Annotated in this window: 15 protein-coding genes; 8 read left to right on the forward strand and 7 right to left on the reverse strand. The window is 53.8% G+C overall.

Annotation, left to right across the window (positions count from 1 at the left end; genetic code table 11):
- Positions 1 to 11: 11 nt before the first annotated feature.
- The 7 genes from HED22_RS16285 to rsmA all read left to right on the forward strand — a co-directional run bounded on the left by HED22_RS16285 (position 12) and on the right by rsmA (position 9,601).
- Entirely contained in the window at positions 12 to 1,778 is a 1,767-nt protein-coding gene (locus tag HED22_RS16285) for an acyl-CoA dehydrogenase (RefSeq protein WP_167724166.1), read from the forward strand.
- A gap of 214 nt (positions 1,779 to 1,992) precedes the next feature.
- Positions 1,993 to 3,111: an LPS export ABC transporter permease LptF gene (lptF, locus tag HED22_RS16290; RefSeq protein WP_254870149.1), complete on the forward strand. Its 1,119-nt coding sequence runs from the start codon at positions 1,993 to 1,995 to the stop codon at positions 3,109 to 3,111.
- Positions 3,108 to 4,211: an LPS export ABC transporter permease LptG gene (gene lptG / locus HED22_RS16295; RefSeq protein WP_167724167.1), complete on the forward strand. Its 1,104-nt coding sequence runs from the start codon at positions 3,108 to 3,110 to the stop codon at positions 4,209 to 4,211. The genes lptF and lptG overlap by 4 nt, the downstream gene beginning before the upstream one ends.
- Positions 4,212 to 4,232: 21 nt before the next feature.
- Entirely contained in the window at positions 4,233 to 6,398 is a 2,166-nt protein-coding gene (locus HED22_RS16300) for an LPS-assembly protein LptD (RefSeq protein ID WP_254870151.1), read from the forward strand.
- A 6-nt stretch (positions 6,399 to 6,404) separates the two neighbouring features.
- Positions 6,405 to 7,685: a peptidylprolyl isomerase gene (locus HED22_RS16305; RefSeq protein ID WP_167724171.1), complete on the forward strand. Its 1,281-nt coding sequence runs from the start codon at positions 6,405 to 6,407 to the stop codon at positions 7,683 to 7,685.
- A gap of 24 nt (positions 7,686 to 7,709) precedes the next feature.
- Entirely contained in the window at positions 7,710 to 8,726 is a 1,017-nt protein-coding gene (pdxA, locus tag HED22_RS16310; protein ID WP_167724173.1) for a 4-hydroxythreonine-4-phosphate dehydrogenase PdxA, read from the forward strand.
- Between the two features lie 5 nt (positions 8,727 to 8,731).
- Positions 8,732 to 9,601, forward strand: coding sequence for a 16S rRNA (adenine(1518)-N(6)/adenine(1519)-N(6))-dimethyltransferase RsmA (gene rsmA / locus HED22_RS16315; protein WP_167724175.1), 870 nt, complete (start codon positions 8,732 to 8,734; stop codon positions 9,599 to 9,601).
- 23 nt (positions 9,602 to 9,624) lie between these two features.
- Here the strand turns inward: rsmA and gmk are convergent, their stop codons facing one another.
- Both gmk and HED22_RS16325 read right to left on the reverse strand, forming a co-directional pair.
- Positions 9,625 to 10,257, reverse strand: a complete 633-nt coding sequence (gene gmk / locus HED22_RS16320; protein WP_167724177.1) for a guanylate kinase — start codon at positions 10,255 to 10,257, stop codon at positions 9,625 to 9,627.
- Positions 10,258 to 10,278: 21 nt separating this feature from the next.
- The gene (locus HED22_RS16325; RefSeq protein ID WP_167724179.1) at positions 10,279 to 11,163 is read right to left on the reverse strand and encodes a YicC/YloC family endoribonuclease; all 885 of its coding nucleotides are present in this window, start codon (positions 11,161 to 11,163) and stop codon (positions 10,279 to 10,281) included.
- Between the two features lie 193 nt (positions 11,164 to 11,356).
- On the opposite strand from HED22_RS16325, the gene HED22_RS16330 reads away from it, so the two are divergent.
- Positions 11,357 to 12,148 carry an SDR family oxidoreductase gene (locus HED22_RS16330; protein WP_167724181.1) on the forward strand — a complete coding sequence of 264 codons (792 nt, stop codon included), beginning with the start codon at positions 11,357 to 11,359 and terminating at the stop codon, positions 12,146 to 12,148.
- A 63-nt stretch (positions 12,149 to 12,211) separates the two neighbouring features.
- On the opposite strand, the gene mltG is transcribed toward HED22_RS16330, so the two are convergent.
- The 5 genes from mltG to fabD form a co-directional block, all read right to left on the reverse strand.
- Positions 12,212 to 13,186: an endolytic transglycosylase MltG gene (mltG, locus tag HED22_RS16335; RefSeq protein WP_167724183.1), complete on the reverse strand. Its 975-nt coding sequence runs from the start codon at positions 13,184 to 13,186 to the stop codon at positions 12,212 to 12,214.
- A gap of 296 nt (positions 13,187 to 13,482) precedes the next feature.
- A complete protein-coding gene (gene fabF, locus HED22_RS16340; protein WP_167724185.1) occupies positions 13,483 to 14,742 on the reverse strand; it encodes a beta-ketoacyl-ACP synthase II in 1,260 nt (419 codons plus the stop codon).
- An 87-nt stretch (positions 14,743 to 14,829) separates the two neighbouring features.
- Complete coding sequence (locus HED22_RS16345) at positions 14,830 to 15,066, reverse strand: acyl carrier protein (RefSeq protein WP_008890547.1); 237 nt, start codon at positions 15,064 to 15,066, stop codon at positions 14,830 to 14,832.
- A gap of 170 nt (positions 15,067 to 15,236) precedes the next feature.
- Positions 15,237 to 15,977: a 3-oxoacyl-[acyl-carrier-protein] reductase gene (gene fabG, locus HED22_RS16350; RefSeq protein WP_167724187.1), complete on the reverse strand. Its 741-nt coding sequence runs from the start codon at positions 15,975 to 15,977 to the stop codon at positions 15,237 to 15,239.
- Between the two features lie 42 nt (positions 15,978 to 16,019).
- Complete coding sequence (fabD, locus tag HED22_RS16355; RefSeq protein ID WP_167724189.1) at positions 16,020 to 16,961, reverse strand: ACP S-malonyltransferase; 942 nt, start codon at positions 16,959 to 16,961, stop codon at positions 16,020 to 16,022.
- Positions 16,962 to 17,555 lie beyond the last annotated feature (594 nt).

Here is a 17,555-nt window from a genome sequence, read left to right on the forward strand (position 1 = left end):
CGTCTTTTTTCATGAGCGACTTTACGCCACCCATCTCAGACATCCGTTTTCTGATCCATCACGTGATTGGTCTCGATACGGTTTCCACATTGCCGCCATATGCCGAAACCAGTCCGGATCTGGTTGACGCTATCCTTGAAGAAGCAGGCAAGTTTGCAGCTTCGGTCCTCGCCCCGCTGAACCGGGTGGGCGATCAGGAAGGTGCAAAGCTCCTTGATGACGGCACTGTCCGCACACCAACCGGCTGGCGTGATGCCTATGTGCAGTTCTGCGAAGGTGGCTGGCAGGGCATTTCTGCCCCGGAAAGCGAAGGTGGCATGGGCTTGCCGATATTACTTGGTGCTGCAGTTGCCGAGATGTGGCAGGCCGCCAACATGTCGTTTGCGCTTTGCCCGATGCTGACGTCTGGCGCGATTGAGGCCCTGATCGCGCATGGATCGGACCAACAGCGTGAATTGTATCTTTCGCGCCTGATATCGGGCGAATGGACTGGCACCATGAACCTGACCGAACCTCAGGCTGGCTCAGACCTTTCGAAGGTACGCAGCACTGCTGTACCGCAGGATGATGGCACCTATAAAATCTCCGGCCAGAAGATATTTATCACCTATGGCGATCACGAGATGACCGAAAATATCGTGCATCTCGTTTTGGCCCGGACACCGGATGCACCGGCCGGTGTCAAAGGCATTTCGCTGTTTATCGTTCCCAAATACCTGGTGTCGGACAGTGGCGAAATCGGCGCGCGCAATGACGTAACCTGTGTTTCGCTAGAACACAAACTTGGCATTCATGCCAGCCCCACAGCCGTCTTGCAGTTTGGCGACAAGGGCGGTGCAACCGGCTATCTGGTCGGCGAAGAAGGCAAGGGTTTGGCATACATGTTCACCATGATGAACGATGCGAGGCTTGCAGTTGGCCAACAAGGTGTCGCAATTTCCGAACGCGCCTATCAGCAGGCGCTGGAGTATGCCAACACCCGTAAACAGGGCCGGGACAGCAAAACCGGCGAAGAAGCCCCCATCTCTGTCCACGGCGACGTTCAGCGCATGTTGATGCGCATAAGGTCCTCGACCGATGCAGCACGCGCCCTTTCGCTTTATGCCGCTGCACAGCTTGACCTTGCCCACCATCTTCCGGACGAACAGGATCGTGCAGCAGCACAGGCACGCGCAGACCTTCTGATCCCGCTGGTTAAAGGCTGGGCAACCGACCTTGGCGTGGACAACGCATCGCTTGGTGTGCAGGTTCATGGCGGCATGGGCTTTATCGAGGAAACTGGTGCTGCCCAACATCTTCGCGATGCCCGCATTGCGCCCATTTATGAGGGCACGAACGGCATTCAGGCGCTTGATTTCATCGGACGCAAGGTTCTGCGTGATCAGGCAAGTGCGCTCCACAGTTTGCTATCGGAGATCAAAGAAGCGATCACCAAAGTTCAAAACCGCAATGACACCGACGATCTTGCACTGGCAGGCGATGAACTGGGGCAAGCCATCGCCGATTTTGAACGATCTACCGAGATTGTTTTAAGCCGCTGCGTTGAGAATGCTGAAATGGCACAAGCACTTGCCACGCCCTATTTACGTCAGGCAGCGCTGTGCATTTCGGGATGGTTGATGTTGCGCGCGCTTGAAGCCGCCAAGCAGCCTGAGATACCCAAAGAACTGCATGATGCAAAATCGAAAAGCTGCATGTTCTTCTTTGCCCAGCTTCTGCCAGAAGCCGCCTTCATGGCTACTCAGATCAGAAATTGCACGAGCCCGGCATTGCTCTAGACACAGCCATATTTTCGCCGCGCTTTTTGATCAAGTCTGGGGCGCACCGCGATTGTTTTAAGACCATGACGGTGCGTCCTTTCTTCTGTTCGTTTTCAACTGTGCCGTTCTTTACAGCGATTGCCGCCCAACATTCGGAAATTCCGTAAGATTTGACCGAATTTGACGACAATTTCCTGTTTCGGTTTTTGATTGCTTCTCTATAATCCGCCCAATGAATCGCTTAACTCGATATATGCTCAAACAGCAATTGATCATGATGGTCTTTGTGACGCTGGGCCTTCTGTGTGTCATATGGCTGTCGCAGAGCTTGCGCTTTGTCGAAATGATTGTGAATCGGGGCTTGTCGATTTCGGTATTTTTGCAGCTGACATCACTGCTGCTGCCCAGCTTTCTGACGATCATTATTCCGATCGCACTTTTTTTCGTTATTGTCTTTACCTATAACAAACTTATTCAGGACCGCGAACTGATCATCATGCGCGCGGCAGGACTCAGCCAATGGGCTCTGGCAAAACCGGCGCTAATCGTCGCGCTGCTCTCAACGGCGGTATGTTATTTCCTGACATTGTTCTACCTTCCCTACAGCTACACACAATTCAAGGAACTGCAATTCTCGATCCGCAATGATTTTTCGTCGGTTCTATTGCAGGAAGGAAGCTTTACTGATCTTGACGGTCTGACCGTCTATGTCCGTGAAGTCGGTCGCGAAAACGAGCTGCTTGGCATTCTGGTCCATGATGCGCGCGATCCAGACGCGCAAACCACCATGATGGCAAAACATGGCGCCTTGGTGCGAACCGACGAGGGCCCACGTATCGTTCTCCTTGACGGCAATCGCCAGGAAGTCAATGCCGATGACGGCACCATGTCGATCCTGTATTTTGATCGATATGCGGTCGATATTGCACACAGCGCGACCGAGGAAGGCCTTCGATATCAGGAAGCGCGTGAGCGCAGTGTTTATAACCTTTTGACCGGAACCCCACCCGATATTGCCCCGCACGATCTGGGCTCCTTTCGGGCAGAAGGACACGACCGCCTGATCTCGCCACTTAACGCGATTGCTTTTGCAAGCATTGCATTGGCTGTACTCGTTTCAAGCAGCTTCTCAAGACGTGGTCAAACGGGTCGGCTTCTGATGGCGATTGGATTCATGGTTTTGTGCCAAGCAACCGGTATCGCCATGAAAAACCTGGCAGCCAAAAACCCAGCCCTCGTCCCGCTAATGTATATGAATGCGATTATTCCGATTGCGTTGGGACTTTACTGGACATTCCGAGGGCCAGTGATCAAAGCGCGGCGCGCACTGAGTCAAGAGGCGGAAGCATGAGGATTTCACCGCTTCTGACATGGTATTTTGGCAAGCATGTCCTGATTTCCATTCTGTCTATATTGGCACTTTTGATTGGTCTAATTCTGATCGGCGACGTCATCGAACTGCTTCGTCGTGCAGGAAACAAACCCGATGCGACAGTTGGCATTGTCTTGCAAATGGCGACCAGTCGAATTCCGTTCATGACCGAGAAGGTCCTGCCCTTTGCCGTCTTGTTTGGTTCAATGTTTTCGTTCTGGAAGTTAACGGGCAATCAGGAACTGGTCGTAACGCGGGCAGCAGGTGTCTCCGCGTGGCAGTTTATGCTGCCACCGATCCTCTGCGCGATTATGCTTGGCAGCATTCAGGTTGGGGCACTCAACCCGTTGTCCTCAATCCTGCTGCAAAAATACGAAACACTCGAAGCGCGCTATCTGCAAAACAACGCGAGTGTGATGAACCTCTCATCAAGTGGTTTGTGGCTGCGTCAGGGTACGCAGGATGGGCAGGCAGTCATCTATGCGCGTTCGGTCAGCAGTCAGCAAGGTGACCAGCTTGATTTGCGAAACGTCACGATATTCCGGTTTGAAGACACTGATGATTTCACGACCCGGATTGATGCCGGGCGTGCAGTTCTGGAACCGGGAACGTGGCATTTCTATAATTCTTGGACCTTTGTCCCGGGGCAGGCTAGCACTTACTCTGAAGAAATGATGCTGCCGACAAACCTGACTGCTCGGAAAATCCAGGATAGCTTTGCCTCGCCGGAAACCATGTCATTTTGGGACCTCAAGCCGTTTATCACCTTGCTTGAGCGAGCAGGATTTAACGCGACCCGACATCAAATCCATTTTCACAGCCTGTTGTCGAGACCTTTACTTTTATGTGCAATGGTTTTGATCGCAGCGGCATTTTGCCTTAAATTTTCTCGACGTCGGCGGGCCTCGCTTGTTATCGGTGGAGGTGTTGCGACCGGTTTCATACTGTATTTTTGCACGGACGTGATTTCGGCACTTGGCGTTTCCGGTGGTATTCCGCCGGTTTTGTCGGCTTGGGCGCCTGCCGGAATATCTTTGTTGCTGGGTGTTACTACATTGCTACATCTTGAGGATGGCTAGCGTATGGTCATGGCGGGGGGAATGATAAAAAGACTGGCAACAGGCACCATTCTGGGCTGTGGGATTTTCGTCGGCGGTTTGGCGAATTTGCATGCAGCCAAGGCACAAACGACAGCCTCCGAAGTCCCTAAGCAAGAACCAGCCATTCTGTTCAGCGCAGATGAGGTTGATTACAATCAGGACCTTCAGACCGTCACCGCGCGCGGAAACGTCGAAATTTCTCGTGAAGGACGAATTCTACTTGCCGATACCGTAAGCTACGACCAATCGCAGGATGTTTTGACGGCTTCCGGAAATGTAAGCATTACCGAACCAAGCGGAGAGGTAACATTCGCGAGCTACGTCGAACTCAGCGGTGATTTCAAGGAGGGCATCGTAAAGGACATCTATGTCCTGCTTGATGAAAACACCCGAATTGCAGGATCTGGCGCGCGACGTAGTGGCGGAAACTTCACCGAAATAGCCAAAGCTGTCTACTCACCCTGCAAGGTTTGCGAGGATGATGGTACAGACGCAACCCCTTTGTGGCGTATTCGTGCCGCCCGAGTCTTGCATGACGCAAATAGAAAAACGGTTGAATACGAGGATGCTCGCCTGGAAGTTGCCGGGATTCCTGTTCTCTACACACCGTATTTCCAGCACCCTGACCCCACCGTAAAGCGTCAATCTGGCCTGCTTGCTCCGTCGTTTGGTAGCACCAGCCATGTCGGCACCTACTTCAGTCAGCCGTATTATTGGGCGATAGACAAAAGCAAGGACATGACTTTCACCCCGACCTACACAACGGATGAAGGACCTTTGCTTGCCACCGAATATCGGCAGCGCTTTGAAAGTGGTCAAATGAATGTTGTCGGCAGTGCGACCAACGACAGCGAAGACAGTTGGCAAGGCCATATCGACGCTGAAGGCCGGTTCGACATTGACCCAACTTGGCGGTGGGGTTTCGATGCGGAACAGGCAACTGAAAAAACCTATCTTTCGCGATACGGATTTGCATCCCCGTCAGTTCTGACCTCAAACCTGTTTACTGAAGGCTTCCGGGGTGCAAGTTACACGCGCGCGGACGCGTATTACTTTCAGGGTCTGAAAAGTGACGATGATCGGGATACTACGCCGATGGTGCTTCCGCATATGCAATTCCATGGACAGTCGGCACCAGCAAAATATGGCAGTGTCACAACGCTTGATCTTGATGCACTGTCCCTGACAAGAGAAGATGGCGCAGACTCACACCGTCTTTCGGCGAAGGCCGGCTGGGAACTACCACATGTTGGCACCATGGGGGACGTGACTAAACTCAGCCTCTCCTTAAGAAGCGATAACTACATTGGCTCAAATGTAAGTCGTGAAGGAAGAGACGACTATAGTGGATATGCTGGCCGAATTTTGCCGCTCGCCGCAATCGACTGGCAAATGCCGTTTGTCAATAATGAAGGCGCCTACCATCAGGTTATCACCCCAATAGCAATGGCTGCTTGGTCTCCGAATGGAGGTAACCCCGCAGAAATATCAAACGAAGACTCTCAATCTTTCGAATTTGACGACATTAACCTTTTCGCTCATGATCGCTTCGGCGGCCTTGATCGTGCAGAAGATGGTCTCAGGGCCAGTTATGGTCTTGAATGGGGCGTTTATGGTCCCGATGGTGGTTATACCAGCGCCATGTTCGGTCAAAGTTATCGTGCAAACGACAATGATACCTTTGCGGTCGGCTCCGGCCTTGAAGAGCACCTTTCTGACTATGTCGGGCGAGTTACCGTCTCGCCGAACCGGTACCTAGACCTCACATACCGTTATCGATTAGATAACGATGATTTGTCTGCACGGCGTAACCAGGTAATCTTGGACGCAGGTTCTCTCGCTACTCTGAAAATAAATACATCCTACGTACACTTTACGGATGACGCGGGGAGTGAGGAATTTGACGAGCGTGAGGAGTTCTATTTCCAAGCTGAGCGCCAATTCAACCAGTACTGGACCGGTCGTGCATACGGACGCTATGACGTCGATCAATCTGATCCCTTGGAATATGGTATCGGGTTCGTTTATGAAGACGAGTGCTTCATCTTTGATGGACGCGTCCGCCGCACCTTCTACCAGGATCAGGACCTTGGCGAGTCTGACGAGTTCCTTTTCCGCCTGGTCTTCAAGACATTGGGCGAATTCGCATCTGCAGCCGGATTGTAAGAAAACATGATTTCCAAGCTTTCGATTTCTTCCTATGTGAAAACCTGCACCTTGCTGGCTGCTGTTGCGTTGGTGATGTTGACTTCACCCGCTCGTGCGCAGTCTCCTGTCGGCGTAGCGGCAGTCGTCAATGACGATCCGATTTCGATCATTGACTTGGTGGAGCGCATCAAGCTTGTTGCCGTCTCTTCCAATATCGAAATGACGCCCCAGCGCAGCAATGAAATGGCGCCGCAGATTTTACAGCAGTTGATTAATGAAAAGCTGCAAATGCAGGAAGCCGAGCGCCGCGGCATCGAAGTCAGCGATGAGGACATCGCTCGCGGCAAATCGATGATTGAGCAAAACGCCGGGCTTCCTGATGGTATGCTTGACACCTATCTGACGCAGCGGCAAATCGCATCTGGCACGATTGAAAACCAGATACGGCCGCAGGTTGCCTGGCAGAAGGTTCTGGGTAGCATGCGTAATGAGGTTGAGATTTCCGAAGCCGAGATTGACGACAACCTCGAACGTATCATCAGCAATCAGAACAAGCCGCGTAACCGGGTTCAGGAAATCTTCCTGCCGGTCGATAATCCGCAGGACAGTACGCGCGTTTATCAAACAGCACAGGAAATCCTCAATGCCTTGAAACAGGGTGCTGATTTTGCGGGGCTGGCGCGGCAGTTTTCCGCAAGCGCCAGTGCGGCAAATGGCGGCGATCTTGGCTGGCTTTATGCCGGTGAGATGGCAGGCGACCTGCAGCAGGTGGTCAACCAGCTGCAACCCGGCGATGTGAGCGATCCGGTCCAGACCATTCGGGGGTATTACATCCTGAAACTGCTGGATCGTCGTGTGGGTGACACCGATGCAGTCACAGATACCCGTCTTGACCTTTATCAGTTGTTTGTGCCGATCAGTGGCGATATGCCACAAGACCAGATTGATGCCAAAATCGCGGTTCTGCAAAACACCAGGGAAACAGCCGATAGCTGTGAGGCCATGGCGAATGTTGCTGTTGACCTTGGGTCTGATCTGAGCGGCAAGATGGACGGTATTTCGCCCGGCGAACTGTCCGGCCCGATCCGACAGGCTGTAGGCAATCTTGATGAAGGTACACCATCGAACATCATTCGGGTTGATGGTGGTGCACTTATGGTCATGATCTGTAACATCACCGAAGAAAGCAATTTGCCGGACCGTCAGGACATTGAAAACCGTCTACGCCTGGAACGCCTTGATATTCTGGCGCGTCGCAAACTTCGCGAACTGCGCCGTCAGGCATTTATTGATATCCGGATCTGATCCGGTTGGCAGGGCCCAGACAGGATGACACAAATCGCACCCATCGCGCTGACCATCGGCGAACCCGGCGGCATTGGGCCGGAGCTTGCCGTCAAAGCATGGCTGCGTCGCAATCAGGATGATGTTGCGCCATTCTGCTTGATCACCCCCGCTGGCATGGTCAAACACGCCATCGCCCAAAGTGGCACTGAAGTTCCGGTATCGGTCATCAAGACCATTGGCGAAGCGGCATCCATATTCAAAGACGCCCTGCCGGTTCTTGAGATTACTGATGGCACTGCCGAGGTTATATCTGGCACTGCATCGGCGAAAACCGCCGGGGTTGTAATCGAAAGCATCACAAAGGCGGTCGAACTGGCAACCAACGGAGAAGCCAGCGCGGTTGTTACCAACCCGATCCAGAAGAGCGCGCTTTATGAAGCGGGTTTCAGTCATCCCGGCCATACGGAATTTCTGGCGGAACTGGCCGGACCAGGCACAATCCCGGTCATGATGCTGGCCAACAGCAAACTGCGTGTGGTGCCGCTGACCATTCATATCGCGCTCAAGGATGTTCCTGGACGACTGACAACCAAGCTGATTGTCGAACGTTGCCGGATCACGCATCAGTCATTGCAGAATGCATTTGGAATCGCTGCGCCCCGTCTTGCCATTGCCGGACTAAACCCGCATGCGGGTGAAGATGGTGCGATGGGCACTGAAGAACAAACCATCATGCGACCTGCCATCGAACAGCTTCGCCGCGAAGGTATCGATGTTATCGGTCCGCTTCCTGCAGACACCATGTTCCATGACGAAGCACGCGCCAATTATGACGTGGCACTTTGTCCCTACCATGATCAGGCACTGATACCGGTCAAGACACTTGATTTTCATGGTGGTGTGAATGTCACCCTTGGATTGCCATTTATACGAACATCGCCTGATCATGGCACTGCACTCAATATAGCGGGCAAGGGAGTTGCGCGGCCAGATAGCCTGATCGCGGCGCTCAAGATGGCAGAAGATATGGCAACCAAACGCCTTGCGACAGGAGCCTGACGACAGTGTCAGAAGATAACGAAAATACTGGCAAGCTCGCCAATGATGGTCTTCCGCCCCTGCGCGATGTGATCGCAACCCATGACCTATCAGCGCAAAAGAAATTCGGGCAGAACTTTCTGTTTGATCTCAACCTGACCGGGCGGATCGCGCGCGCTGCAGCCCCGCTTGAAGATGCGACCGTCATTGAAATCGGGCCGGGCCCAGGTGGTTTGACGCGTGCTTTGCTGTTTAATGGCGCAAAGAACCTGACCGTGATTGAGCGTGATCCGCGTTGCCAGCCGGTTCTGGAGCAAATCAGCAATCATTATCCCGGCGCACTGCGCGTCATTGATGGCGATGCCCTGGATGTCGATGTCACAACACTTGGCCCTGCCCCGCGCAAGATCGTCGCCAACCTGCCCTATAATGTCGGCACGCAATTATTGCTGAACTGGCTGATGCAGATTGATCAGTTCGCCAGCCTGACCTTGATGTTCCAGAAGGAAGTGGCCGAACGCGTTGTTGCCCGCCCGAAAAGCAAGGCCTATGGGCGTTTGTCGGTGCTGTGTCAGTATCTGTGTGATTGTGACATCCTGTTTGATGTTCACCGCAGCGCCTTTACCCCACCGCCAAAGGTGACTTCCGCGGTCGTGCAATTACGCCCCAAGACGGATCGCGGTAAAGACATAAATCTTGATAGCCTGGCTAAAATCACCCAAGCCGCCTTTGGTCAGCGCCGCAAAATGCTTCGCGCCAGCCTGAAGACGCTCAATATCAATGTGGGTGAGCTACTTGAAAAGGCCGGCATTACCGAAACGGCCCGGGCCGAAGAACTCAGTGTCGCAGATTTCGTGCGCCTGACACAGGTCCATGACGAAATGGCCGCTTCGTAAAGCGGCCATTTTCGTAGTCGATATCAATCGGTCAGAAGCTTTTTGACAAAGCCCGGCAGGCCCGTCTGGCGTTCGCGCTTGATCCGTTCGGCTCCGATAATGTGTTGAACGTCGGCAATGCAACGATCCAGATCATCATTGATCAGAACATAATCGAACTCTTCCCAATGGCTGATTTCTGCACCGGCCTTGGCCATACGTTTCATGATGACATCATCGGCATCCTGCCCGCGATCACGCAGGCGGCGTTCCAGTTCGCCAGATGACGGCGGCAAAATAAAGACCGACACCACATCGTCCCCGCCTTTATCACGCAGCTGACGGGCTCCCTGCCAATCGATGTCAAACAGGACGTCTCGGCCTTCCGAAAGGGCTTTGTCAACGGGTTCCAGCGGCGTGCCATAGTAATTGCCAAACACCTCTGCCCATTCCAGCAACGCGTCATTGGCAATCATGTGTTTGAAATCATCAACCGACTTGAAGAAGTAGTGTTCGCCTTCTTCTTCTCCCGGACGGGCCTCGCGGGTGGTCGCCGATACCGAAAGCGATATCTTGTCATCATTTTCAAGCAACTGACGGGTGATGGTCGTTTTGCCGGCACCAGAAGGCGCACAGAAAACCAGCATCACGCCACGGCGGTTATGTGGATCAGTCATGTGGGTACCTTTCCTGCCCGCTTATTCGACGTTCTGAACCTGCTCGCGGAGCTGATCAATGATCACTTTAAGCTCCATGCCGCAATTGGTCAGTTCAATGTCATTGGCCTTCGAGCACAGCGTATTGGCCTCGCGATTAAACTCCTGACACAGGAAGTCAAGCTTGCGCCCGATGGAGCCGCCCTTTGAAAGCATATCACGTGCAGCCGTGATATGGGCCTTGAGTCGGTCAATCTCTTCACGGATGTCGGCCTTGGTTGCCAGAATGGCGGCTTCCTGATGCAGGCGTTCGGGATCAAACTTGCCAGCATCCATCAATTCTTCGACCTGACGTTTCAGACGGTCCTTGATCGCCTCAGCCCGGGCCGCTTCGCAATTTTCAGCGCGCGCCACCGTTGCCTCGATATTATCGATATGACCGCGCAGCATCGCATCAAGCTTTTCGCCTTCCTCGGCCCGGTGGGCAGCCATCTGATCGATCGCTTCATTGAGGCTTGCCAGCACTGCTGCATCATTGGCTTCGCGGGTTGCTTCGTCTTCCCGCGGCTCATAGGCCTCAAGCACGCCACGCACATTCAGAAGGTCGGCAATCGTGCCAGAGGACAGGCTGCTGGTATTATCAAACTCTTCGGCAACCTGCACCAGTTCGGACAGCAGTTCACGGTTTACAGAATAGGCATTGGTATCGCCGGAACGCGACACATTCAGGGTCACACCCATATTGCCGCGTTTGAACCGTTTGGAAACCGCGTCGCGCACCTTTGCTTCAAGGCGTTCGAAACCGCCATTGAGACGCAGCCGAACATCAAGGCCCTTGCCATTGACGCTGCGCAATTCCCAGGTCCAGCCAAAACCATCCGCTGCGCCATCAACGCGCGCAAAGCCGGTCATGCTTGAAACGGTCATACTTTCATCCAATCTGCTTTTATGTTTCGGCGTTTATAACGATTGGCCCCTGTCCCGCCAAGGGTGAACACCGATCATCCACGCGATATCGACAATATGGTAATTATAGCCGGTATTTCATAATGCTGCCCTATTGCTGCAGCATGTTCCGCAAAAATCGATATTGATAATTCAAAACCGCAAACGAGCAACAATGTCCTTTCAGTACAATGCCATTCTGATCACAGGTGCCAGTTCTGGCATCGGGGCTGCCCTTGCCCGTCATTTTGCCCGCACCGGTGTGACGCTTTTCATCAGCGGGCGCAATCAAACCCGCCTGCAATTGGTGGAAAATGATTGCCGTGCTGCCGGGGCAAATGTCTATGCCGACGTTCTTGATGTCACCGCGCGCGAGACAATGGAGGCCTATGTCACCCATTGTGATGAAATCGCCCCGCTAAGCCTCGTCATTGCCAATGCTGGTATTTCGGCTGGCACCGGCGGCCTCGGCGAAAGCCCGGAGCAGGTCCGCGATATCTTTGCCACCAATGTCGCGGGTGTGCTCAACACGATTGATCCGGCGATCAAGATCATGCGTGCACGCAAGCGCGGTCAGATCGCACTGGTCGCATCCCAGGCATCGTGGCGTGGTTTGCCCTCTGCCCCGGCCTATTGTGCCAGCAAGGCAGCCGTGCGGGTTTACGGCGAAGGATTACGCGGCGCCCTGGCCCCTAATGGTGTGAAGGTCAATGTCATCTGCCCAGGCTTTGTTAAAAGCCGTATCACCGATGCCAATGATTTCCCCATGCCGTTCTTCATGCAGGCTGACAAGGCCGCGCGCAAAATCGTGCGGGGCCTTGAACGTAACAGGGGCATGATCGCCTTCCCCTGGCAAATGAACCTGATCATCGGCATGCTTAAAATGACGCCGCAGTGGTTGCTTGATCTTGCCGCGTCAAAGATACCGAAAAAGACATCATCGCCCGATAGCCCGGGCGACAATTAACAACAATAAAGGCGGCACCAAATTGGTGCCGCCTTGTCATTTTGCTCAGCCATTTCGTCGTGTTCACTGTCCGTCGCGGATACGCCGCCACTTGGCGACATTGCGATTGTGTTCCTTGAGCGTACGGGCGAAAGCATGACCGCCCGTCCCATCAGCAACGAAATAGATATCCTCGGTCGCGGCCGGATGCAGGACCGCATAGAATGCATCACGCCCCGGATTGGTGATCGGCCCCGGCGGCAAACCACCCGTGACATAGGTGTTATAGGGGCTTTCGAAACGCCAGTCCTTGCGCGTCAAAGGGCGTTCGAGACGCTTGTCCGGGCTGATCGCGTAGGCAACGGTCGGATCAGACTGCAGGCGCATATCACGACGCAGTCGATTGACAAACACACCGGCAACACGTGCACGTTCACTCGCGACGCCGGTTTCGCGCTCGACAATAGAGGCCAGAATGACGGCTTCTTCGACAGTGTCGAACGGCAAGCCTTGCTGACGGCCCGGCCAAAGCTGTTCGACCATCTGGTCGTGAGCTGCGCGCATACGATCAATGATGCTTTGCTTGGTATCACCAAACGAGAACTGATAGGTCTCGGGCAACAAGGTGCCATCTGGCGGGATATCGGCAATCTCGCCGCTTAACCCATCAACCAGATTAATCCGCTCGACAATTTCACCGGACCGAAGACCTTCAGGGATGGTGACAAACCGTTTGACCGTATCCCCGTTTGCAAGGATTTCGGCGGCCTGTTTCGGACTGACCCGGGCCGGGAAATGATACTCCCCTGCTCGAAGCGAACGATCAAGCTGACTGACACGCACACCGGCAAGGAAGATCAGTGGGTCGGTGATGATGTTTTCGCGTTGGAAAATCTCGGCAATACCGCGCACACCGGTTCCCTGCGGGATAATGATGTCGCGTTCCTGCGCCATATTGCTGGGCGAAGTGTATTGCACATAAACATACACCGCTGCCCCACCTATGGTGAGAGCAGCGGTGATGATCAGAAAGCCAAGAAAAAGCAGAAAACGCTTCAAGGGAGAACTCCCGTTAAGGTCAGGGTCAGGGCCTACTGATTTTATTGAAATGGCAACCGTTATATTTGTGAAATCCAAGGAAAAACCCGCTGTTCGGGCCGCCACCCCGAACAAGGGGTTTGATGCGGGAGTTCACAAATATAACGGTTGTCCTTTGGATCAATCGGATTTTCGCGGGCTACTTTGTCGCAAAACCTTGAAAGATATTGATCTTACTGCAGTTTTGCTTCGCGTATCCGCGCAAATCTGATTGACCATTACAACAAAATCAGTAGGCCCTGACCCTTGTCTGCTGTTTAAACGGCCTTGAACACAAGCGATGCGTTGGTGCCACCGAAGCCGAACGAGTTCGACAGCGCGACATTGACTTTACGCTGTTTGGCTTCAAGCGGGACCAGATCGATGCCTTTGCATGCTTCGGACGGATTGCGCAGGTTCAGGGTCGGCGGAACGACACCTTCGTGGATCGCAAGGATCGAGAACACAGCTTCAATCGCACCAGCCGCACCCAAAAGGTGACCGGTTGCCGATTTGGTCGAAGACATCGACATTTTCTGGGCATGATCACCGAACAGGCGTTTAACCGCACCCAGTTCAATTTCGTCACCAAGCGGAGTCGAGGTACCGTGGGCGTTGACGTAATCGACGTCTTCCGGGTTCAGGCCGGCATTGCGAATAGCATTGCGCATTGAACGGAAGCCACCATTGCCGTCATCTGCCGGCGCGGTGATGTGATAGGCATCACCCGACATGCCATAACCGGCAACTTCGGCATAAATCTTGGCACCACGCGCCTTGGCGTGTTCGTATTCTTCAAGAACGACACAACCTGCACCTTCGCCCATGACAAAGCCGTCACGGCCTTCGTCCCACGGACGGGATGCTTCGGTCGGGGTATCGTTGTAACCGGTCGAAAGCGCACGGGCAGCAGCAAAGCCCGCCATGCCAAGACGGCAAACAGCCGCTTCGGCACCACCGGCAACCATGACATCGGCATCACCAAGCATGATCATGCGCGATGCGTCGCCGACAGCGTGTGCACCTGTCGAACAAGCGGTAACAACCGCATGGTTCGGACCTTTAAGACCGTGCTTGATCGATACCTGGCCAGAGACCAGGTTAATCAGGCAGGACGGAATGAAGAAAGGACTGACACGGCGAGTCTTGCCGTTATTGACCAGATCGGATGCCTCGGAAATCCGCGGCAGACCACCGATACCCGAACCAATCAGAACGCCGGTGGCTTCCTGATCTTCGTCGGTTTCCGGTTTCCAGCCAGAATCGGCAATTGCCTGATCGGCAGCAGCAACGCCATAGACGATGAAATCATCCATCTTCTTCATGTCTTTGATCGAGACATGATCTTCAGCGTTGAAAAGTCCGTCACCCTCACCGCGCGGCACGAGGCCTGCGATTTTGGCAGGAATATCCGACACGTCAAACGTATCGATGCCTTTGATCCCGGATTGGCTGTTCAGCAGTTTCTGCCAAGTATTCTGTGCTCCGCTTGCAAGCGGAGTAACAGCACCAAGACCGGTAACAACTACGCGTCTCATCCCGCATTACGCCTTTATTTTATGAATCCAGCAAAGACGAAAAGGGCGCCTGAGGATGCCCTCTGGCGCCCATGTCTGACAGCAAACTTAGCTGTCCGCCTTTTCGATGAAGTCGATCGCGTCTTTAACGGTCAGAATTTTTTCAGCCGCGTCGTCCGGGATTTCACAACCGAACTCTTCTTCAAACGCCATAACCAGCTCAACGGTGTCCAGGCTGTCTGCGCCCAGATCGTCGATGAAGCTTGCGTTTTCGGTGACCTTGTCTTCTTCAACACCGAGGTGCTCGACAACGATCTTCTTCACGCGATCTGCGACATCACTCATAGCTCAAATCCTTCAATAGGTTTTCTGTCAGTTAGTGTACACGTGGTGCCCGTTTCGTCCCCCTATTGAAGGAGTTCCCGGGAACCGGAAACCGGCAACAAACAATCGCCAGTTTCAATATTTGGTATAGCGGCCTCTTTTAAACAGAAAAGAAGGCAACCCGCAACGGGTTAAATCATCGCCATTCCGCCATTCACATGCAAGGTCTGTCCTGTGACATAAGCTGCTTCGTCACTTGCAAGATACAGAACCGCTGCTGCGATCTCTTTGCTGTCGCCCATGCGACCTGCCGGAATACCGCCCAAAAGCTTTTCTTTCTGGGCATCTCCGAGTTCTTCGGTCATCGCCGTGGTGATAAAGCCCGGTGCCACACAATTTACCGTGATCCCGCGTGCAGCAACTTCCTGTGCCAGCGATTTTGACCAGCCGATCATGCCAGCTTTGGCCGCGGCATAGTTGGTCTGGCCCGGGTTACCGGTCACACCAACGATCGAGGTGATGTTGATGATACGACCATGACGACGCTTCATCATGCCGCGCAGCGAGTTACGCGCAAGCTTGAAAGCAGCCGTCAGGTTCACATCGAGAACCGCCTGCCAGTCTTCGTCCTTGAGGCGCATGGCAAGCTGATCACGGGTGATACCAGCATTGTTGACCAGAACATCAAGCTGACCACCAAGGGCTTCCTCGGCATTTTTGATCAGGCTATCGACCGATTCTGAATCCGAAAGGTTGCCCGGAACCACAACCGCATTGTCGCCAATTTCAGCAGCAACCGCTTCGAGGCGTTCCTGACGGGTCCCTGACAGAGCAACCTTCGCACCAGCGCCAGCCAGAACCTTGGCGATTTCGCCGCCGATTCCGCCAGTCGCACCGGTTACAAGTGCCGTTTTCCCTGCAAGATCAAACATAAATTCTCGTTCCCTTTGGGTTCGTTCGTGTTCACAACACTCTTAAAGAGTGCCGAGGAATGCTTCGATATCCGCCGGACCATTAACAGCCGTGCCGCTCAGATCGCGGTCAATACGACGTACCATGCCGGTCAAAACCTTGCCTGCGCCGATCTCTACCAGATCGGTGATGCCCTGCTCTTTCATGTAAAGAACCGACTCACGCCAGCGCACCGTGCCGCAAACCTGCTCTACAAGGAGTTTACGAATGGTTTCCGGATCGTCGGTTTTTTCGGCGGTCACGTTTGCGACAACCGGCTTGCCCGGCGCATTCATGCTCACCGCGGCAAGGGCCTCTGCCATGCGATCAGCAGCCGGTTGCATCAGGGCGCAATGGAATGGTGCAGATACCGGCAACAGAACGGCGCGCTTTGCACCTTTTTCCTTGGCGATTTCGATGGCACGTTCAACAGCTGCCTTGTGACCGGAAACAACGACCTGGCCGTTGGCATTGTCATTGGCCGCAGTGCAGACGTCACCTTGTGCGGCTTCTTCGGCAACGGCAACAGCGTCTGCGTAATCAAGACCAAGAAGCGCTGCCATCGCGCCAACACCAACCGGGACCGCGGCCTGCATCGCCTGCCCACGGGTTTTCAAAAGACGCGCTGCATCGGAAATGGCAAAAGTACCAGCCGCAGCAAGGGCCGAATACTCACCAAGCGAATGCCCCGCAACCAGATCGCATTTGTCGGTCAGGGTAAAACCGCCTTCGTTTTCCAGAACCCGGGTCACGGCAAGACTGACCGCCATCAACGCCGGCTGCGCATTTTCTGTCAGCGTCAGTTCGTTTTCCGGTCCTTCGAACATCAATGCGCTAAGCCGTTGGGAAAGCGCGTCATCAACTTCCTGAAAAACTTCGCGGGCAATCGGGAATGCATCTGCCAGTTCCTTGCCCATACCTACCGCTTGCGACCCTTGGCCGGGGAAAACGAGTGCGCGTGTCATACTATTAAATATACCCTTGTCAGCTTCTACGACGGCTGTGCCGAAAACCGGCCCCTTGAAATTGAGCCACCCTTGATAACGTGCGCAAGCGGACTGTCAAGAACTGAAACCCCTTGAACGCGGTCCGTTCGGCTTTTCATTTCCCGAAAATGCGCATCACATTATAAAGTACACACATTCGGACTTCTCAATTGCCTGCGCGCGTTTATGGCATATTTCACGCCATTTACGAAGGATTGGGTGTTGCGCAGCGCACAATTTCCCGTGAATTCGCACGTTCCATCCCTTTGCCATACATATACCTGAAAAACCGTGTATTTCCGGCCTTTTGATCGCAGCCTTGCACCTCATTACCGCTTAAAAGGCGTCTTAACAAAGCAACCCATGCCGGTTATTACAAACCCGCAACGCTCGGCAGTCCGGATGGCTTTGTCTGAAACCTTCGGGTTCCTGCGGGTCAGGCTGAAATGATCCCGCTATCCCGTAAACGGTAAAAAGCTGCATTTGGCGTTGCACTCATGGGCGAAAAGTGTATATTCCGCCGTCTCACGGCTCCTTGCCGGGATTGCCCGGCTATGCCTGCATGGCACGAGG

Origin of the sequence: Thalassospira sp. HF15 (assembly GCF_011806525.1) — a bacterium.
Classification (GTDB): Bacteria; Pseudomonadota; Alphaproteobacteria; order Rhodospirillales; family Thalassospiraceae; genus Thalassospira.